Source organism: Fundidesulfovibrio agrisoli (genome assembly GCF_022808715.1).
Lineage (GTDB): Bacteria > Desulfobacterota > Desulfovibrionia > Desulfovibrionales > Desulfovibrionaceae > Fundidesulfovibrio > Fundidesulfovibrio agrisoli.
Window position 1 is genome coordinate 64,462 of record NZ_JAKZKX010000008.1, and the last position, 23,069, is coordinate 87,530.

At 66.8% G+C, this 23,069-nt stretch carries 24 protein-coding genes; 7 read left to right on the forward strand and 17 right to left on the reverse strand.

Features of this window, described 5'->3' with window-relative positions; genetic code table 11:
* Positions 1-62: 62 nt before the first annotated feature.
* From MLE27_RS07975 to MLE27_RS07995, 5 genes are all read right to left on the reverse strand, one after another.
* Positions 63-1,136: a PilZ domain-containing protein gene (locus MLE27_RS07975; protein ID WP_243311535.1), complete on the reverse strand. Its 1,074-nt coding sequence runs from the start codon at positions 1,134-1,136 to the stop codon at positions 63-65.
* A 13-nt stretch (positions 1,137-1,149) separates the two neighbouring features.
* Positions 1,150-3,030 (reverse strand): tRNA uridine-5-carboxymethylaminomethyl(34) synthesis enzyme MnmG, encoded by a 1,881-nt coding sequence (gene mnmG, locus MLE27_RS07980; RefSeq protein WP_243311536.1) that lies wholly within the window; start codon positions 3,028-3,030, stop codon positions 1,150-1,152.
* Positions 3,031-3,037: 7 nt separating this feature from the next.
* Positions 3,038-4,270: a M20 family metallo-hydrolase gene (locus MLE27_RS07985; RefSeq protein WP_243311634.1), complete on the reverse strand. Its 1,233-nt coding sequence runs from the start codon at positions 4,268-4,270 to the stop codon at positions 3,038-3,040.
* Between the two features lie 148 nt (positions 4,271-4,418).
* On the reverse strand, positions 4,419-4,655 hold the full coding sequence (locus MLE27_RS07990; protein ID WP_243311537.1) for a PxxKW family cysteine-rich protein: 237 nt from the start codon (positions 4,653-4,655) through the stop codon (positions 4,419-4,421).
* A gap of 131 nt (positions 4,656-4,786) precedes the next feature.
* A complete protein-coding gene (locus MLE27_RS07995) occupies positions 4,787-6,109 on the reverse strand; it encodes an amidohydrolase (protein ID WP_243311538.1) in 1,323 nt (440 codons plus the stop codon).
* Positions 6,110-6,283: 174 nt separating this feature from the next.
* On the opposite strand from MLE27_RS07995, the gene MLE27_RS08000 reads away from it, so the two are divergent.
* From MLE27_RS08000 to MLE27_RS08010, 3 genes are read left to right on the forward strand one after another with little or no spacing between them, the layout of a single operon-like run.
* Entirely contained in the window at positions 6,284-6,799 is a 516-nt protein-coding gene (locus MLE27_RS08000) for an adenine phosphoribosyltransferase (RefSeq protein ID WP_243311539.1), read from the forward strand.
* Positions 6,800-6,801: 2 nt separating this feature from the next.
* The gene (gene mtnP / locus MLE27_RS08005; protein ID WP_243311540.1) at positions 6,802-7,551 is read left to right on the forward strand and encodes an S-methyl-5'-thioadenosine phosphorylase; all 750 of its coding nucleotides are present in this window, start codon (positions 6,802-6,804) and stop codon (positions 7,549-7,551) included.
* Positions 7,548-8,294 (forward strand): alpha/beta hydrolase, encoded by a 747-nt coding sequence (locus MLE27_RS08010; protein ID WP_243311541.1) that lies wholly within the window; start codon positions 7,548-7,550, stop codon positions 8,292-8,294. The genes mtnP and MLE27_RS08010 overlap by 4 nt, the downstream gene beginning before the upstream one ends.
* A gap of 3 nt (positions 8,295-8,297) precedes the next feature.
* Here MLE27_RS08010 and MLE27_RS08015 read toward each other — a convergent pair whose 3' ends face one another.
* The 8 genes from MLE27_RS08015 to MLE27_RS08050 all read right to left on the reverse strand — a co-directional run bounded on the left by MLE27_RS08015 (position 8,298) and on the right by MLE27_RS08050 (position 16,889).
* On the reverse strand, positions 8,298-9,908 hold the full coding sequence (locus MLE27_RS08015; RefSeq protein ID WP_243311542.1) for a PAS domain-containing hybrid sensor histidine kinase/response regulator: 1,611 nt from the start codon (positions 9,906-9,908) through the stop codon (positions 8,298-8,300).
* 441 nt (positions 9,909-10,349) lie between these two features.
* Positions 10,350-11,948: a citramalate synthase gene (gene cimA, locus MLE27_RS08020; RefSeq protein WP_243311543.1), complete on the reverse strand. Its 1,599-nt coding sequence runs from the start codon at positions 11,946-11,948 to the stop codon at positions 10,350-10,352.
* Positions 11,949-12,054: 106 nt separating this feature from the next.
* On the reverse strand, positions 12,055-13,287 hold the full coding sequence (locus MLE27_RS08025) for an aspartate kinase (RefSeq protein WP_243311544.1): 1,233 nt from the start codon (positions 13,285-13,287) through the stop codon (positions 12,055-12,057).
* Positions 13,284-13,784: a tRNA (adenosine(37)-N6)-threonylcarbamoyltransferase complex ATPase subunit type 1 TsaE gene (gene tsaE, locus MLE27_RS08030; protein WP_243311545.1), complete on the reverse strand. Its 501-nt coding sequence runs from the start codon at positions 13,782-13,784 to the stop codon at positions 13,284-13,286. The genes MLE27_RS08025 and tsaE overlap by 4 nt, the downstream gene beginning before the upstream one ends.
* 4 nt (positions 13,785-13,788) lie before the next feature.
* A complete protein-coding gene (locus MLE27_RS08035; RefSeq protein WP_243311546.1) occupies positions 13,789-14,241 on the reverse strand; it encodes a CBS domain-containing protein in 453 nt (150 codons plus the stop codon).
* Entirely contained in the window at positions 14,228-15,781 is a 1,554-nt protein-coding gene (locus MLE27_RS08040; RefSeq protein WP_243311547.1) for an NAD(P)H-hydrate dehydratase, read from the reverse strand. Before MLE27_RS08040 ends, MLE27_RS08035 begins: the two co-directional genes overlap by 14 nt.
* Positions 15,778-16,161: a holo-[acyl-carrier-protein] synthase gene (locus MLE27_RS08045; protein ID WP_243311548.1), complete on the reverse strand. Its 384-nt coding sequence runs from the start codon at positions 16,159-16,161 to the stop codon at positions 15,778-15,780. The genes MLE27_RS08040 and MLE27_RS08045 overlap by 4 nt, the downstream gene beginning before the upstream one ends.
* Positions 16,158-16,889 (reverse strand): pyridoxine 5'-phosphate synthase, encoded by a 732-nt coding sequence (locus tag MLE27_RS08050; protein WP_243311549.1) that lies wholly within the window; start codon positions 16,887-16,889, stop codon positions 16,158-16,160. Before MLE27_RS08050 ends, MLE27_RS08045 begins: the two co-directional genes overlap by 4 nt.
* Positions 16,890-17,043: 154 nt before the next feature.
* Between MLE27_RS08050 and MLE27_RS08055 the strand changes: the two genes are divergently transcribed.
* Positions 17,044-18,381 carry a UDP-glucose dehydrogenase family protein gene (locus tag MLE27_RS08055; RefSeq protein ID WP_243311550.1) on the forward strand — a complete coding sequence of 446 codons (1,338 nt, stop codon included), beginning with the start codon at positions 17,044-17,046 and terminating at the stop codon, positions 18,379-18,381.
* 85 nt (positions 18,382-18,466) lie between these two features.
* Here the strand turns inward: MLE27_RS08055 and MLE27_RS08060 are convergent, their stop codons facing one another.
* Positions 18,467-19,063, reverse strand: coding sequence for a nitroreductase family protein (locus MLE27_RS08060; RefSeq protein WP_243311551.1), 597 nt, complete (start codon positions 19,061-19,063; stop codon positions 18,467-18,469).
* A gap of 200 nt (positions 19,064-19,263) precedes the next feature.
* On the opposite strand from MLE27_RS08060, the gene MLE27_RS08065 reads away from it, so the two are divergent.
* Positions 19,264-19,617, forward strand: a complete 354-nt coding sequence (locus MLE27_RS08065; protein WP_243311552.1) for a PilZ domain-containing protein — start codon at positions 19,264-19,266, stop codon at positions 19,615-19,617.
* Positions 19,618-19,715: 98 nt separating this feature from the next.
* Here the strand turns inward: MLE27_RS08065 and MLE27_RS08070 are convergent, their stop codons facing one another.
* The 3 genes from MLE27_RS08070 to hisH form a co-directional block, all read right to left on the reverse strand.
* A complete protein-coding gene (locus tag MLE27_RS08070) occupies positions 19,716-20,057 on the reverse strand; it encodes a hypothetical protein (RefSeq protein ID WP_243311553.1) in 342 nt (113 codons plus the stop codon).
* Between the two features lie 70 nt (positions 20,058-20,127).
* Positions 20,128-20,907: an imidazole glycerol phosphate synthase subunit HisF gene (gene hisF / locus MLE27_RS08075; protein WP_243311554.1), complete on the reverse strand. Its 780-nt coding sequence runs from the start codon at positions 20,905-20,907 to the stop codon at positions 20,128-20,130.
* The gene (hisH, locus tag MLE27_RS08080) at positions 20,897-21,538 is read right to left on the reverse strand and encodes an imidazole glycerol phosphate synthase subunit HisH (RefSeq protein ID WP_243311555.1); all 642 of its coding nucleotides are present in this window, start codon (positions 21,536-21,538) and stop codon (positions 20,897-20,899) included. The genes hisF and hisH overlap by 11 nt, the downstream gene beginning before the upstream one ends.
* 196 nt (positions 21,539-21,734) lie before the next feature.
* Here hisH and MLE27_RS08085 point away from each other — a divergent pair, with 196 nt between their 5' ends.
* Together MLE27_RS08085 and MLE27_RS08090 are read left to right on the forward strand one after the other, a co-directional pair.
* Positions 21,735-22,055 (forward strand): saposin domain-containing protein, encoded by a 321-nt coding sequence (locus MLE27_RS08085; protein ID WP_243311556.1) that lies wholly within the window; start codon positions 21,735-21,737, stop codon positions 22,053-22,055.
* Positions 22,056-22,262: 207 nt separating this feature from the next.
* The gene (locus MLE27_RS08090) at positions 22,263-22,943 is read left to right on the forward strand and encodes a type 1 glutamine amidotransferase domain-containing protein (RefSeq protein WP_243311557.1); all 681 of its coding nucleotides are present in this window, start codon (positions 22,263-22,265) and stop codon (positions 22,941-22,943) included.
* The last annotated feature ends 126 nt before the right edge of the window (positions 22,944-23,069 follow it).

Below are 23,069 nucleotides of genomic sequence, written 5' to 3' on the forward strand. Positions count from 1 at the left end.
TCCGATCCGTCGTCCAACTCGGTCCTCCGTTGCGAAATGTTAAACAATCAAGGCGCGGCGCATTATGCGATGCCCTTGTTACGATACAGTTCCAGATGCAGCCCGAAAACCCAGTCATCGATGGCGGCCACGCCGAAATCGCGGTTGACCAGGGTCCAGTTGAGCCCCGTGAGCGGTGCCTGCACCGGGGTTCCCAGGGCGACGAAGCCCAGCCCGAGGGAAAGCTCCAGGCGGGAGGCGCAATCGTCGTAGCACTTCACCAGGCGCGTCAGCAGATAGTGCGTTCTATGACCGCCGAAGTCCACATCCGCAAGGGTGATGCGCATGAAATATTGCTGCCCGAGCCTGATGGGGAGGTGACGCCTGCGCAGGGTCTCGGGCGTCATCTTCACCCGCGCTCCCCCGCCGGAGAGGTTCTCCAGCAGCAGGTCCTGCGAGCCGTCGTGGTCCAACGCGAAGCTCGGGTCGCCCCAGGTGTCCGGGTCGTTGGTGTCGCCCCGGTGGCGCACCTCGTCCTCGGTCCAGAGCTGAAGGCTCCTGACGTATTTTTCGGGCACCTCCACTCGCAGGTGCTGGCGGTTCTGGTTGAGCTCCAGGCGCTGCGGGCGGGCGATGGTCAGCCGCACCACGCCGTCGGCATCCTTCGAGACGTGCTCGATGCCGGAGGTGAAGGCGAAGGTGGACTGCACCTCTGGTTGTTCGGGCAGGCGCAGGCGGAAGGCCAGCTCCAGGGTGCGGCCCACCCAGTCCTGGTTGGCGTTGCGCACGGAGGAGAGCTCCAGCTTCAGGGTGCGCGGCCCGGCCTCCAGCAGGACGCCGTCGGTGGAGCGGGTGGGCTTTTCGTGATGGTGGAAGCTCACGCGCACCTTGCTGCGCTGGGACACTGCCGCGTCCAGCAGCTGCGCGATGCGTTTCGGGGTGGTGAGCCAGGTGGCGGGGTGCGAGGGCAGGAAACCGCCCGGCTTCTTGCCGAAGATGATGGAGAGGGCGGCCAACAGGAAGAACGCGCCGAAAAAGCCGCCCACCAGGAGCACCGACTCCAGGGTGACCCTGCCCGCGAGGATGTCCTGAAACATCCTGGAGAAAAAATCCTCCAGCGCCGCCTGGCCTTGCAGTGGTGACGGGAGAATGTCCATGGCGGTATCCTGCTCAGGTCCGGCCGGTTTTCTTGAGGTGTATTTCCAGGCAGGCTAGGGCCGCCGGCGTGACGCCGGAGATGCGCGACGCCTGCCCGACTGTCATCGGCCGCACCGAGGACAGCTTCTCCATGACCTCCCGGGAGAGCCCGGCAACCTCCGCATACGTCAAGTCGGGAGGAAGTTCCAGGGATTCCAGATGCTCCATGGATTCCACGAGCTCCATCTGGCGCTTGAGGTAGCCGTCGTACTTCACGCGGGTCTCGGCCTCCTGGAGCACTTCGTCGCAGTAGCCCTCAAGCCCGGGCCAGAGCGGGGCCAGGCTCCTGATCTCGAGCTGCGGCTGGCGCAGCAGGTCGGCCAGGCTCACGGCCTTGCCGGGCACGCTGGCCCCGATTGCGGCCAGGGTGTCGCGCGTGGGGGCGTCGGGGCGCACCCGCACGGACTCAAGCCCTTCCAGCACGGCCTCCAACTGCTCCCGCTTGGCGCTGAAGAGCCGCCACTGGGCGTCGTCCACCAGGCCCAGCTCGCGCCCGATGGGGGTCATGCGCTCGTCGGCGTTGCCTTCGCGCAGCAGCAGGCGGTGCTCCGCGCGGGAAGTGAACATCCTGTACGGTTCGGTGGTGCCCTTTGTCACCAGGTCGTCCACCAGCACGGCCATGTAGGCCTGGTCGCGCCGGGGCAGGAAGGGCGGCATGCCCCGCAGGGCGCAGGCGGCGTTCAGCGCGGCCCAGAGCCCCTGCGCCGCGGCTTCCTCGTAACCGGAAGTGCCGTTGACCTGCCCGGCCAGGTAGAGCCCGGGCAGGGCTTTTGTTTCAAGTGTCGCTTTAAGTTGTGTGGGGTTGGCGTAGTCGTATTCGATGGCGTAGCCGGGCCGCACGATCTGCGCCTTCTCCAGCCCGGGGATGGTGGCCAGCATGGCCTTCTGCACCGAGAGCGGCAGGCTGGTGGGGATGCCGTTGGGGTACATCTCCGGGCTCTCCAGGCCTTCGGGCTCCACGAAGATCTGGTGGCGCTCCTTCTCGGGGAAGCGGGCCACCTTGTCCTCGATGGAGGGGCAGTAGCGCGCCCCGGTGCCTTTGATGACCCCGGTGAACATGGGGGAGCGGTCGAACCCGGCCCGGATGGCCTCGTGGGTGCGTTCGTTGGTGTAGGTCAGCCAGCAGGGCAGTTGCGGCAGGGGCACTCCCGGAGAGCGGAAGCTGAAGGGCGTGGGCGGATCGTCGCCGGGCTGGATGGTCATCTGCTCGAAATCGACCGAGTCCTTGAGCAGGCGGGGGGTGGTGCCCGTCTTGAGCCTTCCCAGGGCGATGCCGTGGCTGGCGAGGCTCTCGGAAAGACCCTGCGCCGCCGGGTCGCCCAGGCGTCCGCCAGGGAAGTTGGTCAGGCCCACGTGGATGAGCCCGCGCAGGAAGGTGCCCGCCGTGATGAGCACGGCCCGTGCCGGGTGCGTCTCGCCCAGGCTGGTGGCCACGCCGGAGGCGCGCCCGTTCTCGGAGAGCACGGCCACGGCGGTGTCCTGGCGGACCCAGAGGTTCTCCTGGCTGAAGATGTCGCGCTTGACCACGCGCAGGTAGGCGTCGCGGTCGATCTGGGCGCGCGTGGCCCGCACGGCCGGGCCTTTGCGGGTGTTGAGCTGGCGGAACTGGATGCCCGCGGCGTCCGCCCAGAGGCCCATCATGCCGCCGAGCGCGTCGATCTCGCGGACCATGTGGCCCTTGGCCAGACCGCCGATGGCCGGATTGCAGGAGAGGTGCCCGATGCGGTCCGCGTTGATGGTCAGGAGCAGCGTGGCCATGCCAAGGCGCGCCGAAGCCATGGCGGCTTCGCACCCGGCGTGGCCCGCGCCCACAACGATCAGGTCGAAGCGGTCGGGGAAAGGCGGTTTGGGCATGGCGCGGTCAGGAGCCCCCGGCGAACAGCGCCCTGGCCATCACCTGGGCATCGCCGATGTTGTTCTTGATCTGGGAACGCTCGTTGGGCTGGTGGGCGTTGGGCACCCAGGTGGCCCAGACCACGGCGTCGAACCCGGCGCGGCGCAGGTAGGCGCCCACGGTGCCGCCGCCGACGCCCTTGGGGGTGGGGTTGCCGCCGTACACGGCGCGCACGGCGTCCACCATGCGGCCCACGATCTCGGCCTCCACCGGAGTGGCGGGAGCGGCCTGCTCCTTCTGAACCACGTCGTAGCGCATTTCCACGCCGTAGGTGGAGCAGATCTCGCGGCCCATCTCGTAGATGGCCTCCAGCACGTCGTCCAGCTCGTACTGGGGCAGCACGCGGCAGTCCACGTAGAAGACGTCGCGGCCCGGGATGGTGTTGACGTTCTCCACGTTGGCCTCTTTCTTGGTGGGCTGGAACGTGGAGTTGGAGGGCTTGAAAAGCGGGTTCACGGCCGGGAACCTGTCGTGCAGGCGGGTGAGCCGCAGGATCATGGCCGAGGATGCCACCAGGGTGTTCACGCCTTCCTCCGGGGAGGAGGCGTGGCACTGCTTGCCGATGACCGTGACCTTGAGCCAGAGCATGCTCTTCTCGGCGATCTCCACCATTTCGGAGGAGGGCACGCCGAAATCGGGGATGAGGAAGAGATCCTTCGGCCCGAACATGTCCTTGTGGTTCTTGAGCAGGTAGTCCAGCCCGTACTTGGAGCCGTTCTCCTCGTCGGCGACCAGCAGGATGCCGAAATTCACGGGGGGCTTTGCCCCGAGCTCCATGATGGCCTTGGCCACCAGCAGGGAGGAGACGACGCCTTGGTGGTTGTCCTCCACGCCGCGCCCGATGAGGGTCTCGTCCTCGATCTTGAGCTCGTAGGGGTTCGACGTCCAGAGCGCCAGGTCGCCGGGGGGCACCACGTCCAGGTGGGAGATGACCCAGAACGTGCGGGACTCGTCCTCGCCGGGGATGATGGCCGCAACGCTGGGCCTGTGGCCGCAAGGCACGCGGGTGTCGGGCGCGCGGTATTCGCGGATGCCGGTGATGCCGATGGACTCCATCCAGGCGATCATGGCGTCGGTCTTCACGCGTTCGCCCTGGCCGCCGTTGTCGGGGCCGATGGCCGGGATGGAGACGAGGGTGCGCTGCAGGTCTATGACGGTCTCGCGCTGCTTGGCGATATGTTCAAGGATGCCGGGTAGCATGTCGTGGGCTCCGGGGGCTGAGGCTTCGGCGCGTCGTTGCTGGTTCATGATGCGTCGGTGTAGCCCGGCGAAGGGGGCGATGGCAAGGCGGGCGCAAAGAAAAAGGGCGGGGATGCGCACATCCCCGCCCGCGATACGCGAATGGAGCCTAACGGCCGCGCGCGGCGCGCTTGGAGGCCTTCAGCGGGTTCACCTTGACCTTGCCGCCGGTGTCCTTCTCAGCCTTGACGTGGGTAGCGAAGTTGCAGACGTTCTTCGCCCACTTGCGCTCCGGCAGGGGGTAGCTGGTGCAGTACTTGACGCCCTCGACTTCCTTGGTGCGGTCGCAACCGTCGCACTTCTCGACAATGGGATGGCACTCGATGCCGTTCACCGCATAGCTCATTGACTTTATCCTCCGTTCACGCCCGCAGGCGATATGCGTTCATCCCGGCAGGGAGCACGCGTTCACGCCCGCAGGCGGAATGATACTTGCCGTTCGGAAACCAGACCTTTTTCACCATTAACCGGGCGATGTCAAGCGCCTGCAAGCCATTTTCGCACCGAATTCATCTCGCGCAGCAGGGCCGGGTAATCGAAGCTTGTGAACCGCCCATCCTCGTAGAGCACGCTTCCCGCCACCATGGTCAGCCGGACGTCGCCCCCGTTGGCCGCGTAGGCCAGGTGCGACACCGGGTTGTTGAGCGGCTGCAGGTGCGGCAGGCCGCCGCGCAGGGCGGTCAGGTCCGCCGGGGAGCCGGGAGCCAGCGAGCCAAGCTCCGGCCAGCCCACGGCACGGGCCGAATCAACCGTGGCCATGTCCAGCACGGCCTGGGCGGGCAGGACGGTGGGGTCCATCTCGCGCACCTTGCCCAGCAGCGCCGCCGCGCCCATCTCCGCGAACATGTTCAGGGCGTTGTTGCTGGCCGCGCCGTCGGTGCCCAGGCCCACGGTCACCCCGGCGGCGCGCTGGGCCTTGACCGGGGCCATGCCCGAGGCCAGCTTCATGTTGCTGCGCGGATTGTGGGCCACGGCCACGCCTCTGGCGGCCATGAGTTCTATCTCCTCTTGCGTCACGTCCACGGCGTGGGCCACCAGCAGGCCCGGGTGCGTCAGGTCCAGCTCCTCCAGCACGGCAATGGGCCGCTTGCCGAAGCGCTCCAGGCACAGGGCCGTTTCGGTGGCGGTCTCGGCCGCGTGCAGGGTCAGGGTCAGGCCGTTGTCCCTGGCGATGCGGTCCAGCCGCAGCAGGGCGGGGTGGTTGGTGGCGTACACCGAGTGGGCCACCAGGCAGGGCCGCAGCAGCGGGCGGGAGGCGCAGTAGGCGATGAGCTCGTCCACCTTCTCGAAGGCGCGCTCCTGGGTGGGGGTGGAGGGCGTGGGGGTGTCGAACACGCCCTCGCCCAGCACGGCCCGGATGCCGATGTCCGAGGCGGTGGAGGCCACGGTCCGCTCGAAGAGGTACATGTCGCAGAAGGCCGTGGTGCCGGAGGCCAGCATCTCGGCGCAGGCCAGGGCGGTGCCCACGGCCACGATCTCCTCGCTCAGGCGGCCTTCGGCGGGCCAGATGTGCTCGGTGAGCCACTCCATGAGGGGCAGATCGTCCTCCAGGCCCCGGAACACGGTCATGGGGGCATGGGTGTGGGCGTTGACCAGCCCCGGAAGCACGATGTCGGCCGAGAGGTCCAGCGTGCGTCCGGCGGGCGTTGCCGCCAGTTCGGCCCAGGGGCCAACGGCGGTGACGAGGCCGGCCTTCACGGCGAGCCCGGCGTCGGTGAGCACCCGCCTTTGCCCGTCCTGGGTGACGAGGGTTCCGGCGCGGATGAGCGTGTCGCAAGGGGAGAGGGGAGCGGCGTTCATGGACGGGGTGATGCCAGCATGAGCGGCGAAGTCAAGTCCCGGTTGTCCGGGTGTGATCGTAAGCGCTGCATTCAGCTAATGTTTTCAGGATGATGGCCTGACGCTCCGGCTTGACGCGCTGGGGGTTTGCGCGTAGTTGACTGAAGGATTTGACACCACTTCAGGAGAGTTCTCATGGATCTGCGCGCCTACATCCGCGATATCCCGGATTTCCCCAAACCGGGCATCCTCTTCTATGACATCACCCCCCTGCTGGGCCACCCCGCCGCGTTCAAGCACTCCATCGACCTGATGGCGGAACGCTTCCAGGACAGCGGCGCCACCAAGGTCGCCTGCGCCGAGGCGCGCGGCTTCATCTTCGGAGCGGCCCTGGCCTACAAGATGGATATCGGCTTCGTGCCCGTGCGCAAGCCCGGCAAGCTCCCCTGGAAGACCACCACCGTCACCTACGACCTGGAGTACGGCACGGACACCCTCTGCATGCACGAAGACGCCTTCCTGCGCGACGAGAAGATCCTGCTCATCGACGACGTGCTGGCCACCGGCGGCACGCTCCAGGGCATGCTCAAGCTCATGGCGGCCTGCAACGTGGACATCGTGGGCATCGGCGTGCTGGCGGAACTCGAGTTCCTGCAGGGCCGCGAGAAGCTTGGCAACATCCCCCTGGAAAGCCTGGTCAAGCTGGGGTAGCCATGAAAATTGCCATCATCGGCGGCAGCGGCCTGGACAACCCCGACATTCTGGAATCGCCCCGCGACGAGGAGCTGGACACCCCCTACGGCAAGCCCAACTCCACCCTGCGCCACGGCACCATCAAGGGCAGGGACGTGGTCTTGCTGGCCAGGCACGGCCGAGCCCACACCTGTCCGCCCACCTGGGTGAACTACCGGGCCAACGTCTGGGCGCTCAAGAACGCGGGATGCACACACATCCTCTCCACCACGGCCGTGGGCTCCCTCAAGGAGGAGATCAGGCGCGGCGACCTGGTGATCCTGGATCAGTTCATCGACTTCACCCGCCAGCGCGCCATCACCTTCCACGAGCGCTTCGAGCCCCACTGCCCGGTGCACACCCCCATGGCGGACCCCTTCGACGAGGGCCTGCGTCAGCGCCTGACGGCGGCATGCGCGCGCTTCGGCTACGCGCACCACCCCCGTGGGACGGTGGTCACCATCGAAGGCCCGCGCTTCTCCACCCGGGCGGAATCGCACATGTTCCGCGCCTGGGGCGCCGACGTCATCAACATGAGCGTGGCCACCGAGGCCATCCTGGCGGCCGAGGCGGGCGTGCCCTATGCGGCGGTGGCCATGTCCACCGATTACGACTGCTGGAAGACCGACGAGGCCCCGGTCACCTGGGAGGACATCCTGCACATCTTCCAGCAGAACGCGAAGAAGGTCACGGACGTGCTCATCGAGGTGATTTCCGGCCTGGATTCATGAGCGACACAGCCTGCCTGCTGGTCCACGGCTTCGCAGGCAGCCCTTTCGAGATGCGGCCCCTGGCCGACACTTTGGAGGCGGCCGGGGCGCGCGTGAGCACTCCGGCGCTCCCCGGCCACGCCGCCAGCGTGGCGCAATGGGCCGACACCCGCTGGAACGATTGGCTGGAATGCGTGGAGGCCGAATACCTGCGCCTGGCCGCCGAGCACGAGCGGGTGTTCGCGCTGGGTCTCTCCATGGGCGGCAGCCTCTGCCTGGCCCTGGCGCGCAGGCGCCGCCTGGCGGGCGTGGCCACCATCGCCTCTCCGGTCTACCTCTACCGCTTCCTGCCCCCTTCCAGCTCGGATTGGCGCCTGCCCTTCACCGGGCTGCTGCGCCGCCTGCGCCCCATCTGGCCCACCAGCCCGGCAAGGCCCGAATCCCGCGCCATCGCCCCGTGGCGGGGATACGAGGGGGCGGTGGCACTGGAGCCGCTCTACAGCTTGATCCATGGGCTCAAGGAACTGCGCCGCAACCTGGGGCAGATCACCGCGCCGCTGTTGGCCTTGCACGCCCCGGGCGACAGGCAGGTGCCCGTGGGGAATCTGTGGGAGATCATAAGGGGGGTGCGCTCGCCGCTCAGGCGCGCGGTGCTTCTGGAAATCGAGGAGCGTGTGACCAGCCACCACCTGCTGACAACCCACCGTGAGGCGGGGCCGGTGGTGAACAGGCTCTGCGCCCGGTTCGTTTCACCGGAGGGCTGAGGTCTATTGCTCGCGTCCGGACAGGGCCAGCTTGACCGCTTCCGCCAGCTTGTCCTTGTCCAGGGGTTTGGCCACGTAGCCGTCCATGCCCGCCTGCAGGCAGATGTCCTTGTCGCCGTCCATGGCGTGGGCGGTCATGGCCACGATGGGCGTCCTGCCTTTGGATGATGACACGGCCTCCAACTCACGCATGGCGCGGGTGGCCGCCAATCCGTCCATGACGGGCATCTGCACATCCATGAACACGATGTCGTAGGAGCCCGAGCGGAACATCTCCACGGCCTGGTGCCCGTTCAGGGCGCAGGTCACCTCCATGCCCATCTTCTCCAGCATGCGCGTGCCCGTGATCCTGCCGATGGTGTCGTCCTCGGCGAGCAGGGCTTTCATGGGGGACAGGGCCGGGGCGGGATGACGCTGCTCCCTGGAAGGGGCCTTTTTCAACGGCGTCGTGCGCACCGGAATGCTGACCACGAAGTCGGCGCCTTCGCCGGGCTCGCTGGAGACGCAAAGGCTGCCGCCCATGGCGGCCACCAGCTTGCACACGATGGAGAGCCCCAGGCCCACGCCGCCGTACTGCCGGGTCAGCCCGCCGTCCGCCTGCACGAACGGCTCGAAGATCTGGGGGAGCTTGTCCTGCGGGATGCCGATGCCCGTATCCGAGACCATGAACACCAGGCGCCTTTTGTTCTTGGCGCCGGCCAGCCATGCGGTGATCGAAACGGTCCCACCCGGCCGGGTGAACTTGACCGCGTTGCCCGTCAGGTTGAAGAGCAGTTGCCTGACGCGCACCTCGTCCAGCAACACCAGTTCGTTTTCCAGCTCTTCCCCGATGGAAGTCTCCAGCCGCAGTTCCAGGTTGGCGGCTTCCACCTCGTAGACGCCCATGCCCATGCGCAGCAGTTCGCCCAGGTGCAGCGGGGCCTCGTGCAGGTGCAGGTTGCCCGCCTCGATGCGGGCGGCGTCCAGAACGTCGTTGAGCACCCCGAGCAGCTGCCTTGCGGAATAGCCCGCAATGGAGAGCAGCTCGGCCTGCTCCTTGGTGATGGGGGTGTCCTCAAGGGCTGAGAGCATGCCCATGATCCCGTTGAGGGGGGTGCGGATCTCGTGGCTGATGTTGGCCAGGAATTCGGCCTTGGCCTTGATGGCCGCCTGCGAGGCGGCGTTGGCCCGGCGCAGCTCGACCTCCTGCCGGATGCTGCCGGTGATGTCGAAGCAACTGCCGATGAACCCCGCGAACCTGCCCTGTGCGTCGTGGTAGGGCCTCCCCCTGTCCGCCACCCAGCGCCACTGGCCCCGGCAATTCAGGCGGTACTGGGCCTCAAGCGGCTCCCTTCGAGCCAGGGCGCGTTCGAAGGCCTCCTGGTAGATGGCCCGGTCGTCTGGGTGAATGTTCGCCAACGGGCCAGCCGCAAGCTCCTCGCCCAGGACGCGGCCGGTGAACTCCTTCCAGGTGCGGTTGCAATAATCCAGGCGTCCGCTGGCGTCGGTGCGCCAGACCGGGGTCGGGAAATCCTCCAGGTAGAGGAGCTGGCCGGAGAAGAGCGCCTCGCAGCAGAGGTCGCCGGTGCTGGGGCATACGCTGTTGCAGGAGGGGCAGCGGTCCTTGAGGCCCATGCGCCGGGTACCTTTGTCCGGGCGCGCGTTGCGGGACCCCGCTGGAAGGCGGGATGGGCAAGGGCACGATGCGTCCTGGCCGCCCTCGCCGGAGGCGGAAGCCGGGTTCCCCGCGCACATGCGGGAGGGGGAGCCGGCAGCCGCGTTCGACTCCGGTGCGGCCTGGGCCATATTCGCGCCGGCCTTGTCCTGCTGCGGGTGAGCCTCGGGGAGATTCGTGCGTTTCGCCATGGACCGTTCCGTTGCGCCGTTGTTGGATGCATGTCAGGTCGCGAAGCCATGTTCGCCCCTTCCATGCTTGCCCGAATGAGGCAATTTACTCAACAATTATCCGGCGATCACCTTCCAGATGGGCAGGAATTGCGCATGCGGACGCGCCGCGAAGCAGTCGAACGGGCCCGGACATGAAAACGAAAGGGGCGGCAGCGCCGCCCCCGGATTCTATCGGATCAGCTTTTTTCGGTCTTCCAGCAGCAGCTTGTAGTTCACCGAATCCTCCAGGGCCTGCCAACTGGCCTGGATGATGTTGTGGGAAACACCCACCGTGGTCCAGGTGTCCTGCTGGTCGCCGGAGGTGATCAGGACGCGCACGTTGGAGGCCGTGCCCGTGTCGGTCTTGGACTTGGAGTTGAGCACGCGGACCTTGAAGTCCAGCAGCCTTATCTCGTTGATCCGTGGGTAGAAGCGGGCGAGGGATTTGCGCAGGGCGGTGTCCAGGGCGTTCACCGGGCCAAGCCCCGTGGCGGCGGTGTGCTCCACGTTGCCGCCCACCTGGACCATCACCGTGGCTTCGGCCAGGGGGTTCTCGCAGTCGGCCTGCTTCCAGTCCAGCATGCGGTACTTGACGAGGGTGAAGTAGCGGCGCGAGAGGCCCAGGGCCCGGCGCATGAGCAGCTCGAAGGATGCTTCGGCCGCGGAGTACTCGTAGCCGAGGGCCTCCTGGTCCTTGACCTGCTGGAGGATGTCCAGGACTTCGGGGGAGCCCTTCTCCAGCATGATGCCGTATTCCTTGGCCTTGAACAGGATGTTGGACTGGCCGGACATGTCCGAGAGGACCACGCGCTGGACGTTGCCCACCTTCTCGGGCTGGATGTGCTCGTAAAGCATGGAGTTCTTGGCCACGGCGGAAACGTGGATGCCGCCCTTGTGCGCGAAGGCGGCCTCCCCCACGTAGGGCTGGCGCGAGAAGGGCACCCTGTTGGCCACCTCGTCCACGAAGCGCGAAACAGCCGTGAGCAGGGCCAGGTTGCCTTTGGGCAGCACGGGCTTCTTCAGCTTGAGCTCCATGGTGGGGATGATGGAGCACAGGTTGGCGTTGCCGCAGCGTTCGCCGAAGCCGTTCATGGTGCCCTGAACCTGCACCACGCCCGCCTGCACGGCCATGAGCGAGTTGGCCACGGCCATGTCGGTGTCGTTGTGGGCGTGGATGCCGATCTTGGCCAGGGGCAGGGCCTTCATCACCGCATCGCAGATCTTGCGGATGTCGCAGGGCAGGGTGCCGCCGTTGGTGTCGCAGAGCACGAGCACCTCGGCCCCGCCCTGGTGGGCGCGCTTGAGGCACTCCAGAGCGTATTCGCGGTTGATGCGGAAGCCGTCGAAGAAATGTTCGGCGTCGAAGAACAGCTCCTGGCACTGGGGCTTGAGCCAGGCCAGGGAATTCTCGATGAGCTCCAGGTTGCGCGGCAGGTCCACGCGCAGGGCCTCGGTGACGTGCTGGTCCCACGTTTTGCCGAAGATGGTCAGCACCGGTGCGCGGCTGGCCACCAGCCCCTTGAGGTTGGGGTCGGTCTCGGCGGTGTTCTTGGGGTTGTGCGTGGAGCCGAAGGCCGCGATGCGGGCATGCTTCAGGCGGTGTCCCTGCACGTCCTCGAAGAAACGCTTGTCCGTGGGGTTGGAGCCGGGCCAGCCGCCCTCGATGTAGTCCACGCCAAGCTCGTCGAGCTTGAGCGCGATGCGCATCTTGTCTTCGGCGGTGAGGTTGATGTCTACGGCCTGGGCTCCGTCGCGCAGCGTGGTGTCGTATATCTGGACCTTGACCATTGGTGTGCCGTGGCCGAAGCGCCGGGCCGCTCCGGAATGTGTTAGGAAGGTTGACGGGCGGGGGGCAAGCGCCCCCCGTCCGAGAATCGGCGGTAGTGGGCGGGGGCTAGCAGGCCTGAACCGCCTTCTTGTCCAGGCCGAAGGCGGTGTGCAGCGCGCGCACGGCCAGTTCGATGTACTTCTCGTCGATCAGGCAGGTGATCTTGATCTCGGAGGTGGCGATCAGCTTGATGTTGATGTTCTCCGCCTGCAGGGCCTGGAACATGGTGGAGGCCACGCCGGAGTGGTTGCGCATGCCCACGCCCACCACGGAGACCTTGGCCACGTTGAGGTCGTGCTGGACGCCCTCCGCGCCGATCTCCTTCTGGACGCCTTCGAGTATGGCCAGGGTCTGGTCCAGGTCGGCGCGGGAGATGGTGAAGGTCATGTCGGTGTAGCCGTCGCTGCTGGTGTTCTGGATGATCATGTCCACCAGAATGCGCTGCTTGGCGATGGCTCCGAATATGGCTGCGGCAACGCCGGGCTTGTCCTTGACCTTGGCCACGGTGATCCGGCACTGGTCGCGGTCAAAGGCAATGCCGGAAATCACGAGATCTTCCATCATGGCGTCCTCCTGGGTGACCAATGTCCCCGGGTCGTCTGTAAAGGTGGAACGGACCCGGACGGGCACGTTGTATTTCTTGGCGAATTCCACGGAGCGGATCTGGAGCACCTTGGAGCCGGAACTGGCCAGCTCCAGCATCTCGTCGTAGGAGACCACGTCGAGCTTGCGCGCCGCGGAGCACACGCGGGGGTCCGTGGTGAACACGCCGTCCACGTCGGTGTAGATTTCGCACACGTCGGCCTTGAGGGCTGCGGCCAGGGCCACGCCCGTGGTGTCGGAGCCGCCCCGGCCCAGTGTGGTCACCCGGCCGTGGCAGTCAACGCCCTGGAAACCGGCCACCACGAGCACGTCGATGTCTTCGAGCATGGCCCGCATCTTCTGGGCGTCGATGCTGACGATGCGCGCCTTCTTGTAGGCGTCCGTGGTCAGGATGGGCACCTGCCAGCCTTGGAGGGACTTTGCCTTGAGGCCGTTATCCTTGGCCAGGATGGAGAACAGGGCGATGGAGACGTTCTCTCCGGTCGCCACCAGGGCGTCCATCTCCTCTGAGTCGGGCTCGGGGGAGAACTCCTTGGCCAGGCCGATGAGCTTGTTGGTCTCGCCGGACATGGCCGAGAGAACCACCACGACTTTGAAGCCTTCCGCAACGCCCTTGGACACCCGCGACAGCACCTTCTTCATCCGTTCGAGTCCCGCAACGGAGGTGCCGCCGTACTTTTGCACCATGATTTTCATGACATGTCGCTTTTTAAGTAGGTTCTAGTTGTCCTCTCGAGCCAGAGTGCGGCGTTGGGGCCGTGGGCTTCAAGCACCGCCCTGCGCCCTTCGCCTTCCTCGCTCAATCGGATGGAGAGCCAGTCGTGCGGCAGGCTCGCCTCGGGCATGAACTGCGCCCACTCGACCAGCAGGACGTGCCTGCCGTCAGCCGGGCCAGCCTCCAGCAGTTCCTCAAGCCCGCCGTCGGTAAGGCCTTCGCCAAGGCGGTAGAGGTCCAGGTGGAGCACCTGCGGCCGGGTGGGGTAGATGTTGGCCAGGTTGAAGCTGGGGCTGGCCACCTCGGCCTGCTCGCTGCCGGGCAGGGCGGCCACGAAGCCCCGGGCAAGGGTGGTTTTGCCCGATCCCAGCTCCGCCCGCAAGAGGGCGGCCGGGGCCTCCCACTCGTCGGGGAGGCTCAGGGCCAGCGCCCGGCCGAGGGCCAGGGTGGCCCGCTCGTCGGGCAGAAAGAGCTCCACCGTGTTATTTGCCGCTGAGCGTGCGCAGGATGTCCTCCATGCCGATCACGCCCACCACCTTGCCTTCGTCCACGACGGGCAGGGTGTGGAAGCCGCGCTCCACCATCAGGGAGGCCAGGTCTTCCAGGGGGGTCTCCGGCCCGACGAACTCCGGGTCTTCGCTCATGGCCTGCGAGACCTTGATGGCCGCGATCTTCTCCATCTCGCGGTCCAGTTCGGCCATGGAGGTCATGGGCACCAGGCCGTCGAGCAGCGTGAACACCGTGGGCAGGGCCAGCTTCTTCTGCTGGGCCACCAGGTCGGACTGGCAGAGGATGCCCACCAGGGCGCCCTCGGCGTCCACCACGGGGCAGCCGTTGATGTGCTTGTCCAGCAGGGTGGCGGCCGCCTCGCTGATGGGGGTGTCCGGCGAGAAGGTCATGACGCCGCGGGTCATTATGTCTTTAGCTTTCAGCATCGAGCCACTCCGTAAGGGCGCGGGGCAGGGCCTGGACGATCTCGGAGGCCAGGTTGCCCCGGTAGGGGAATTCGCCGGACACCAAGCGTCCCGCGAGTCCGTGCCAATACACTCCCAGGCAGGCGGCTAGCAAGGGGGAAAGTCCCCTGGCCAGCAGGCTGCCGGACACTCCCGCCAGCACGTCGCCGGAGCCGCCCACCGCCAGGTTGGGCTCAGCGAAGGGGGAGAGGAACACCCGCCCGTGCGGGTCGGCCCCGTCCGCGATGGCCGAGGCCGGGCCCTTGAGCACCACCGTGCCTCCCGTGAGCCGCGCCAGTTCGCGCACGGAGGCCTGCCTGTCGGCCTCCACCCTGGCGATGGAGCAGCCGAGCAGCCGGGCGGCCTCCCCGGGGTGGGGCGTGAACACCGAGCCGGGCAGTGCGCGCGGCGCACCGGCCAGCCAGAACAGGGCGTCGGCGTCCCAGACGGCCGGGGGGATATGCCCGGCGAGCTTTTCCAGGAAGCGGCCGGTCCGCTCCTCGCGGCCGATGCCAGGGCCGACCACGACCGCGTCGTAGGCGTCCATGCGCGCCAGGAGCTCCTCGGCCATGGCTTCGGTCCAGGCGTCGGAGTCGCCCAGGGGCAGGGTCATCACGTCCGGGTAGCCGGACTTGAGCGTGGGCTCGATGCCCCGGGGGCAGGCCACGGTGACCAGCCCGGCCCCGGCGCGCAGCGCGCCCATGGCCGCAAGCACGGGCGCGCCCGTAAGCCCAGGCGACCCGCCGATGATGAGCAGCCTGCCCGCCTGGCCCTTGTGCATGGCCGCGTCCAGGCCGGGCAACAGCAGGGCCAGCTCCGGCCCCAGCAGGTAGTGCGCGGGGGGATGGGCCTCCCGCACGGCGCGCGGCACGCCGATGGGGCGCACCTCCAGCTCGCCCACGTAGGGCGAGGCCTGGGGCAGGCACAGCCCGATCTTGGCTGCCTCGAAAGTGACGGTCAGGTCGGCGATGACGGTGGGCTTGGCCGGTTCGCCCGTGAGGCCAGAGAGCCCGGAGGGGATGTCCAGGGCCAGGGTGAAGGCCCGCTCGCCCATGCGGTTCACGGCCTCGATCCAGACGGCGTACTCTGGCCGCAAGGCGCCCGAGAGCCCGGTGCCCAGCAGCCCGTCCACCACGATGTCGGGCTGAGGAAAGGCGTTCAGGTCCGTCTGGCCCAGCTGGCGGATGCTCAGGCCGGCCTGCCGGGCGATGCGCAGGTGCAGCCCCGAGGGGCCCGAATATTGCCGCACGGGCTTGGCCAGCAGGAGGACGACCTCCGCCCCGGCGTCGTCCAGGTGGCGGGCCAGGGCGATGGCGTCGCCCCCGTTGTTGCCGGAGCCCGCGAAGCACACGGCTGTCTTGCCGCGCAGGTCGCCCAGCTTGGCGGTGAGGGCGTGCAGGGCCTCGCGGCTGGCGTTCTCCATGAGTATCTCGGTCTTGAGGCCCATGGAGGCCGAAGCCCGGTCCCAGGCGTTCATCTCCGGCGGAGTGAGCAGGGGGGAGCAGAACACGGTGTCGATCATGGTGCCTCCAGCACCACCACGGCGGCGGCCACGTCGCGGCCGTGGGTGATGCTCAGGTGGGCGCGGGTGACGCCCAACTGCATGGCGCGGTCCTCGGCCTTGCGGAAGAAGCGGATCAGGGGCTTGCCGCCGTCGTCCGAGGCCACGCCGAAATCCTTGATGGTTATGCCGCCGGAAAAGCCGGTGCCCAAAGCCTTGGACGCGGCCTCCTTGGCGGCGAAACGGGCGGCCACGTAAGGCGCTCGGTTGCGGGCCAGGGCGGGCAGGCCCCGGATCTCCTCCTCGGTGAGCACCTTGGCCAGGAAGCGCTCGCCGTGGCGGGCCAGGGCGCGCTCGATGCGGTCCAGCTCCGCAACGTCGATGCCCAGCCCGACGATCATGCCGGGTCCGGGAAGGAGCCGACGATGGCGGCCATGCGCGACACCGCCTCGTTCATGCCCGTGAGCACGGCCCGGGAGATGATGCTGTGGCCGATGGAGTACTCGCTCACGCCATCCACCTTGGCGAAGGCCCAGATGTTGTCGTAGTTCAAGCCGTGGCCCAGGTTGACCTTGAGCCCAAGCTCGCGCCCCTGGCGGATGCCCGCCAGCACTTTGGCCAACTCGGCCTGGCGGGCCTGGGGCGTGGGGGCGTCGGCGTAGGCCCCGGTGTGTATCTCTATATAGTGGGCTCCGGCGGCCTTGGCGGCCTCGATCTGGGCCGGGTCCGGGTCGATGAACAGGCTGGAGCCGATGCCCGCCGCGTGCAGCGGTTCAAGGAAGGAGGCGATCTCCTTCTCGCGGCCGGCCACGGCCAGCCCGCCCTCGGTGGTGAGCTCCTGGCGCTTCTCGGGCACCAGGCAGACCATGTCCGGCTTGATGCCCAGGGCCAGGCGGTGCATCTCGGAGGTGGCGGCCATCTCCAGGTGCAGGCGGGTCTTGATGAGCTGGCGCAGCAGGGCCACGTCGCGGTCCTGGATGTGGCGCCGGTCCTCACGCAGGTGCACGATGATGGCGCGCGCCCCGGCGATCTCCGCCAGATGGGCGGCGGTGACGGGGTCGGGCTCCTGGGCCAGGCGCGCCTGGCGCAGCGTGGCGATGTGGTCGACGTTAACGGCCAGTATGGGCATGGAATAACTCCTTGATCTCTCGATGAAACCTACATTATAGTGTAAATGTTTTCCAGTCTCAAGGTATCAGTTGACAAACCATCCCGTCGCTCGTATCGGAGTCTGCCCCTCGGGTGGGGCCTATCAACTTTACTACAATGGAGATGCGCGGAACATGAACCTGTGCATTGTCGGAACCGGTTATGTCGGCCTGGTGAGCGCCGCTTGCTTCGCCGAAATGGGCAACGATGTCTGCTGTGTGGATATCAATCCCACTGTCGTGGAGAACCTTCGCAAGGGCAAGGTTCACATTTACGAACCCGGTCTTGACGAGATCGTCAAGCGCAACACCGAGCAGGGCCGCCTGAAATTCACGACCTCCATCGCCGAAGGCATGGAGAACGCCCTGTTCGTCTTCGTCTGCGTGGGCACCCCTTCGCGCCCCGACGGCTCCTGCGACCTGAGCTACGTGCATCAGGTCGCCCGCGAAGTCGGCCAGAACATGAAAGATTACAAGATCGTGGTGGACAAGTCCACCGTGCCCGTGGGCACGGCCGACAAGGTCCGCAGCCTGATCTCCGAAGAGCTGGCCAAGCGCGGCCTGAACATCGAATTCGACGTGGTCTCCAACCCTGAGTTCCTCAAGGAAGGCGACGCCGTCAACGACTTCCTCAAGCCCGACCGCGTGGTCGTGGGCACCGAGAACGTGCGCACCGGCGAGCTGCTCAAGGCCCTTTACGGACCCTTCGCCCGCAGCCGCGACAAGGTCATCGTCATGGGCGTCCGCTCCGCCGAGATGACCAAGTACGCCGCCAACTGCATGCTGGCCACCAAGATCTCCTTCATCAACGAGATCTCCAACATCTGCGAGCGCGTCGGCGCCGACGTGCGCGACGTGCGCATGGGCATCGGCAGCGACAGCCGCATCGGCTACCAGTTCATCTACCCCGGCATGGGTTACGGCGGCTCCTGCTTCCCCAAGGACGTCAAGGCGCTGATCGACACCTCCCGCCAGTACGAGTTCGAGCCCCAACTGCTGGCCTCCGTTGACGAGGTCAACAACCGTCAGAAGCACGTGCTCTCGGGCAAGATACTCAAGTACTTCGAGCCGCAGGGCGGCGTGAAGGGCAAGACCCTGGCCCTCTGGGGCCTGGCCTTCAAGGCCAACACCGACGACGTGCGCGAAGCCGCCGCCTTCGAGCTGATCCGCGACCTCACCGCCAAGGGCATGAAGGTCCGCTGCTTCGACCCCGTGGCCGGCCCCAACACCAAGAAGGAGTTCGAGGGCAACAACCTCGTCGAGGTCGTCGACGAGCAGTACGCCGTGCTGGACGGCGCCTCGGCCCTGGCCATCGTCACGGAGTGGAACCAGTTCCGCAACCCGGACTTCGACCGCATCAAGAAGAGCCTGAAGGCCCCCCTGGTGTTCGACGGCCGCAACCTGTACTCCCCCTCGCTGCTGGGCGAAATGGGCTTCGCCTACTTCTGCATCGGCCGCAAGGACCCTGCCTAACCTGTAGGCGAACCGCCTCGATGACGAAGCGCCGTCCCCCCTCGCGGGTGGACGGCGCTTTTTTTTTCTTCGCGTGGTCCGGGCCTCAGCTCCAGGACTCGTAGACGATCCTGTCGGGCTTGAAGCGGTTCTCGCGGCCGCCGGGCTTCTCGGGCCAGCCCAGGCAGATGAAGGCGAAGGGCACGATCTTCTCCGGGATGTTGAACATCTTGCGGTACATGTCCAGGCGGGCCTGCACCGGGTAGGAGGCCGTCCACACCGCGCCCAGGCCCAGGGCGTTGGCGGCCAGCAGGATGTTCATGGTGGCGTTGGAGCAGTCCAGGGGCCACATGTCCTTCTCCTTGCCCAGGGAGGGGTCCGCGCAGACCAGGATGGCCGCGGCGGCGTTGCCCGCAGGGGCGGGTCCGGCGGAGCCCACGGCCTTGAGCTTCTCCTTGTCCTTGACCACCAGGAAGCGCCAGGGCTGTTCGTTGTAGGCCGAGGGGGCGGTCATGGCCGCCTCGAGCAGTTGCTTGATGACTTCGTCGGGGATGGGCTTGTCCAGGTATTTGCGGATGGAGCGGCGGGTGTGGATGCACTCCAGGGCGTCCATGCCTTTCTTCTGGTCCTGCGCCAGGGCCTTGCCGGCCGCCAGGACGGGCAGGGCGGCGGCCAGGCCGAGAACGTTTCTGCGTTTGAGCATGTGATGGTTCCTCCTGTTCGGTGGCCGCGGGGCACGGCCGATGAACACTCTATGCGAGCTTTCGCGGGCCGGATCAAGCCGCGATGTGCGGCGGAGGCCGCAGGTCCGGCAGGGATTCCTGTTGCCTGTTTCGCCCGCCGTGATCTATGTCGTGCTTTGAATCCACGGCGTTACCGAGAATTACGCGCCACGGGGGAAACATGCCCGACAAACGGAAGCGGACCAGGGTCCAGACGGCCATAGAGGCCTCGGTAGAGTGCGGGGTGCTGGATAAATACCGGGTGACTGTCCGCAACATCAGCCTCAAGGGCGTGCTGTGCGATCACGAGCCAGGTATGACCGGCAAGAGGGATTGTGATTTCGTGCTGCACCTGACCGATACCCTGCAGGTGCGCATAGAGGCGCGCATCATCCGCAACGATGCGGAGGGCTTGGCGCTCGATTTCGTGGGCATGGACGAGGAGGCCTTCTTCCACCTGCGCAACTTGGTGCGCTACCACGCCGACGATCCCGACGCCATCGACAGAGAGCTGGGCACGCCCGCCTTCACGTAGGGCAAGTGACGCGCAGGGCGGAGAGAAGCGACCCGGACTGCGTTCCGTAGGCGCTTGACCGCGTTCAGGCCGGACTGGCAAGCCGTCTTGGGGGCAGGTCAGTGAGTCTTGGTGTTTCCGGGCAGGCTTTCCTTCACGGTCTGCTGCGGGTGGAAGTGGAGCTTGATCTCCTGCCCGGGCATCTCCTCCATGTCGTAGGTGCCGGAGAGGCCCAGGTCCACGCCCATGTCCTCGGCCTTGGCGTAGAGCGACAGGGCCGCCAGCGCCGCCTTGTCCGGCGGGCACTCCCGGTTGAAGCAGAGCAGGAGGAGGTTGTCCTCCTTGGACTGTATGACCAGGAACAGGTTGTGTTCCACGAAATAGATGTCGTCGAAGGAATGGGTGACCTTGAGTCCGAGCGTGGAGAGCAGCTCGTTGACCGTTTCGAGGGCGTTGCTCATGATGTTCCCGTGATGCGAAGGCCCGGACGCGCCGGGCCTGTGATTCATATGGAAGGGTCTGGCGAGGGGCCTACCAGACCATGCGCGTCTTCACTCCCTCCCCGTGGAGGTAGTCCTTGAGCTGGCTCACCGTGTATTCGCCGTAGTGCACGATGGAGGCGATGAGCGCGGCGCTGGCCTTGCCCTCGGTGAGGGCGTCCAGCATGTGCCTGGGCGAACCCGCGCCGCCCGAGGCGATCACGGGGATGGACACGGCCTCGCTGATGAGCCTGGTCAGGTTCAGTTCGTAGCCTTCCTTGGTGCCGTCGGCGTCGATGGAGTTCACGCAGAGCTCGCCCGCGCCCAGGGCCTCGACGGTCTTGGCCCATTCGATGGCGTCCAGGCCCATCTTCTTGCGCCCGCCGTGGATCACGATCTCGTAGCCGGAGGGGATCTGCTCGCTCACGCCCACGCGCAGCACGTCCATGCCCACCACCACGCACTGCGACCCGAAGGCCGCCGCGCCCTGGCTGATGATGTCCGGGGTCTTCACCGCGGCCGAGTTCACCGAGACCTTCTCGGCGCCCGCCAGCAGCACCGCCCGCATGTCGTCCACGGTGGAGATGCCGCCGCCCACGGAGAAGGGGATGAAGATGCGCGAGGCCACCTTCTCCACAACCTTGAGCATGATGCCCCGGCCCTCGGAGGAGGCGGTGATGTCGTAGAAGACGATCTCGTCCGCGCCCTGCTCGTAGTAGGCCTGGGCGGTCTCCACGGGATCGCCGATGTCCACGTTGCCGAGGAACTTCACGCCCTTGGTCAGCTTGCCGTCGCGGACGTCCAGGCAGGGGATGACGCGCTTACTGAGCATTGGAAACCTCCCCGCAGTAGGCCGCGAAGTTGGAGAGCAGCTTGAGGCCCGGACGGCCGGACTTCTCCGGGTGGAACTGGACGGCCCACAACCCGGGGCGGCCGTGCAGGGAGCAGAACTCCATGCCGTAGAAGGTTGTGCCGAGCACGAACTCGGGGCTGGGCACCGGGTAGTAGCTGTGCACGAAATAGAATTCGGCGGAGGGGTCGATGCCGTCGAAGAGCACGCACTCCTTGACGAGCTTCACGCTGTTCCAGCCCATGTGCGGCACGCGGATGGGCTGCCCGTCCTCCTCGGTGAGGGCGCGGTTGAACATGGCGCATTCGCCGGGGACGATGCCCAGGGCCTGGGTGTCGTTTTCGGCCGAGTAGTCCAGCAGGATCTGGCAGCCCACGCAGATGCCCAGCATGGGCTTGCCCGAGCGGACGATATCGCGCAGCACCGCGTCAAGGCCGGTGCTGGTGAGCTCCTCCATGGCCTGGCCCGCGGCGCCCACGCCGGGGAAGATGACGCCCGCGGCGGCGCGCAGGGCTTCGGGGTCGGCGGTGATGGCGCAGGGTATGCCCAGGTTGTCGAGGGCGCGGCGCACGCTGGTCTGGTTGCCGGCCTTGTAGTCGAGAATGGCGAGCATGGTGTCCTCCGTGGGCGGTTGCTAGTAGAATTTCCGGCGGGAGGCAAGGCCCCCTCGCAGTTCCGCGCGGGCGGCCGGATTGTCCAGCCGGTTGATGCGCCGGGCAAAGAGCCGTATAGGCGGCTGTCCCGGCGTCGATCGGGCGCATCGGAACAATAAAGAGGCGGCCTCGCGCCGCATTTTGGAGACTGACAGCATGAAATTTCTTCGGATCACCTTTTTGACGGCTTTGCTCGCGGGCCTCATGTTTTCCAATTCCCTGGCCCAGGGCGGCGACTACATGGAATGCGTGGCCTGCCAGATGGTGCTGCGCCTGGTGGAGGCCTCGGCGGCCGACGCAAAGGACATCACCGTGGACGCAACGCGCCAGTGCTCCCTGCTTCCCGCGGCGGACCGCGAGGCCTGCGTGAAGTTCTACTCCGCCATGGGGCCCAAGTTCATAAACGCCCTCAAGAACAGGCGCGCCAAGGGCGAAAGCGTGGAGAGCATCTGCAGGAGTATGGGCTATTGCCAGTAATTCCAGTGGGCTGGGCTTGCATTTTCGGACGCCCGGCGATGAGTGTGGCACGTCCTGTTGTGGGCGCTGCCCGGCGTTTGACGAAGCGCCAACGCAGGGCAGCCGGATGAAACACCGCATGGGTTGCCGTAGCCGACGGCTTGAGGTTGAACGGGCCGGAACGGCGTGTTAGCCTGCGGCAGAACCGGAAACCGCCAGGAGGCGCGCATGGTCATTCTTATCGTCATCACTTCGCACGGCACGCTCGGAGAAACCGGCCACAAGACCGGCTACTGGCTGGAGGAACTGGCCGCGCCCTACATGGCATTCAAGGCTGCGGGCGCGGAGATCGTGCTGGCCTCGCCCATGGGCGGCAAGCCCCCCGTGGACCCCAGGAGCACCGAGGAAGCCTCCCTGACCCCGGCCTGCCGCAAATTCCTCAAGGACCGCGAGGCCCAGGCAGCCCTTGCCGACACCCTCCCGCTGGCTGCGGTGCGCGCCTCGGACTACGACGCCGTGTTCTACCCCGGCGGGCACGGCCCCCTGTGGGATCTGGCCGTCGACGACGATTCAATCGCCCTCATCGAGGAAATGTTCGACTCCGGCAGGGTGGTTGCCGCTGTGTGCCACGGCCCGGCCGTGCTGCGCGACGCCCGAAAGGCCGACGGCCAGCCGCTGGTGGCCGGTTTGAAGCTGACGGGCTTCACAAACGCCGAGGAGCAGGCCGTAGGCCTCACGGCTGTCGTCCCCTTCAGCCTTGAGGACGAACTCCGGGCCAAGGGGGGCCTGTTCGAGCAAGGAGATAACTTCCAGCCGCACGCCGTGGTCTCGGGAAAACTGGTCACGGGGCAGAACCCTGCGTCCTCCGAGGCGGTGGCCAAAGAGATCCTGAAACTTCTGCGCAGGTGAGCGCACATGCAGGGGAGCCCTCTCAACTGGTCGGATTCGGCGGGAGAGGGCGCCTGACAGGCAGCGGCGAAACAATGAAGCCGGGCAATGTCATATTGCCCGGCTGTTTCATTGGAAGCTGGAAAT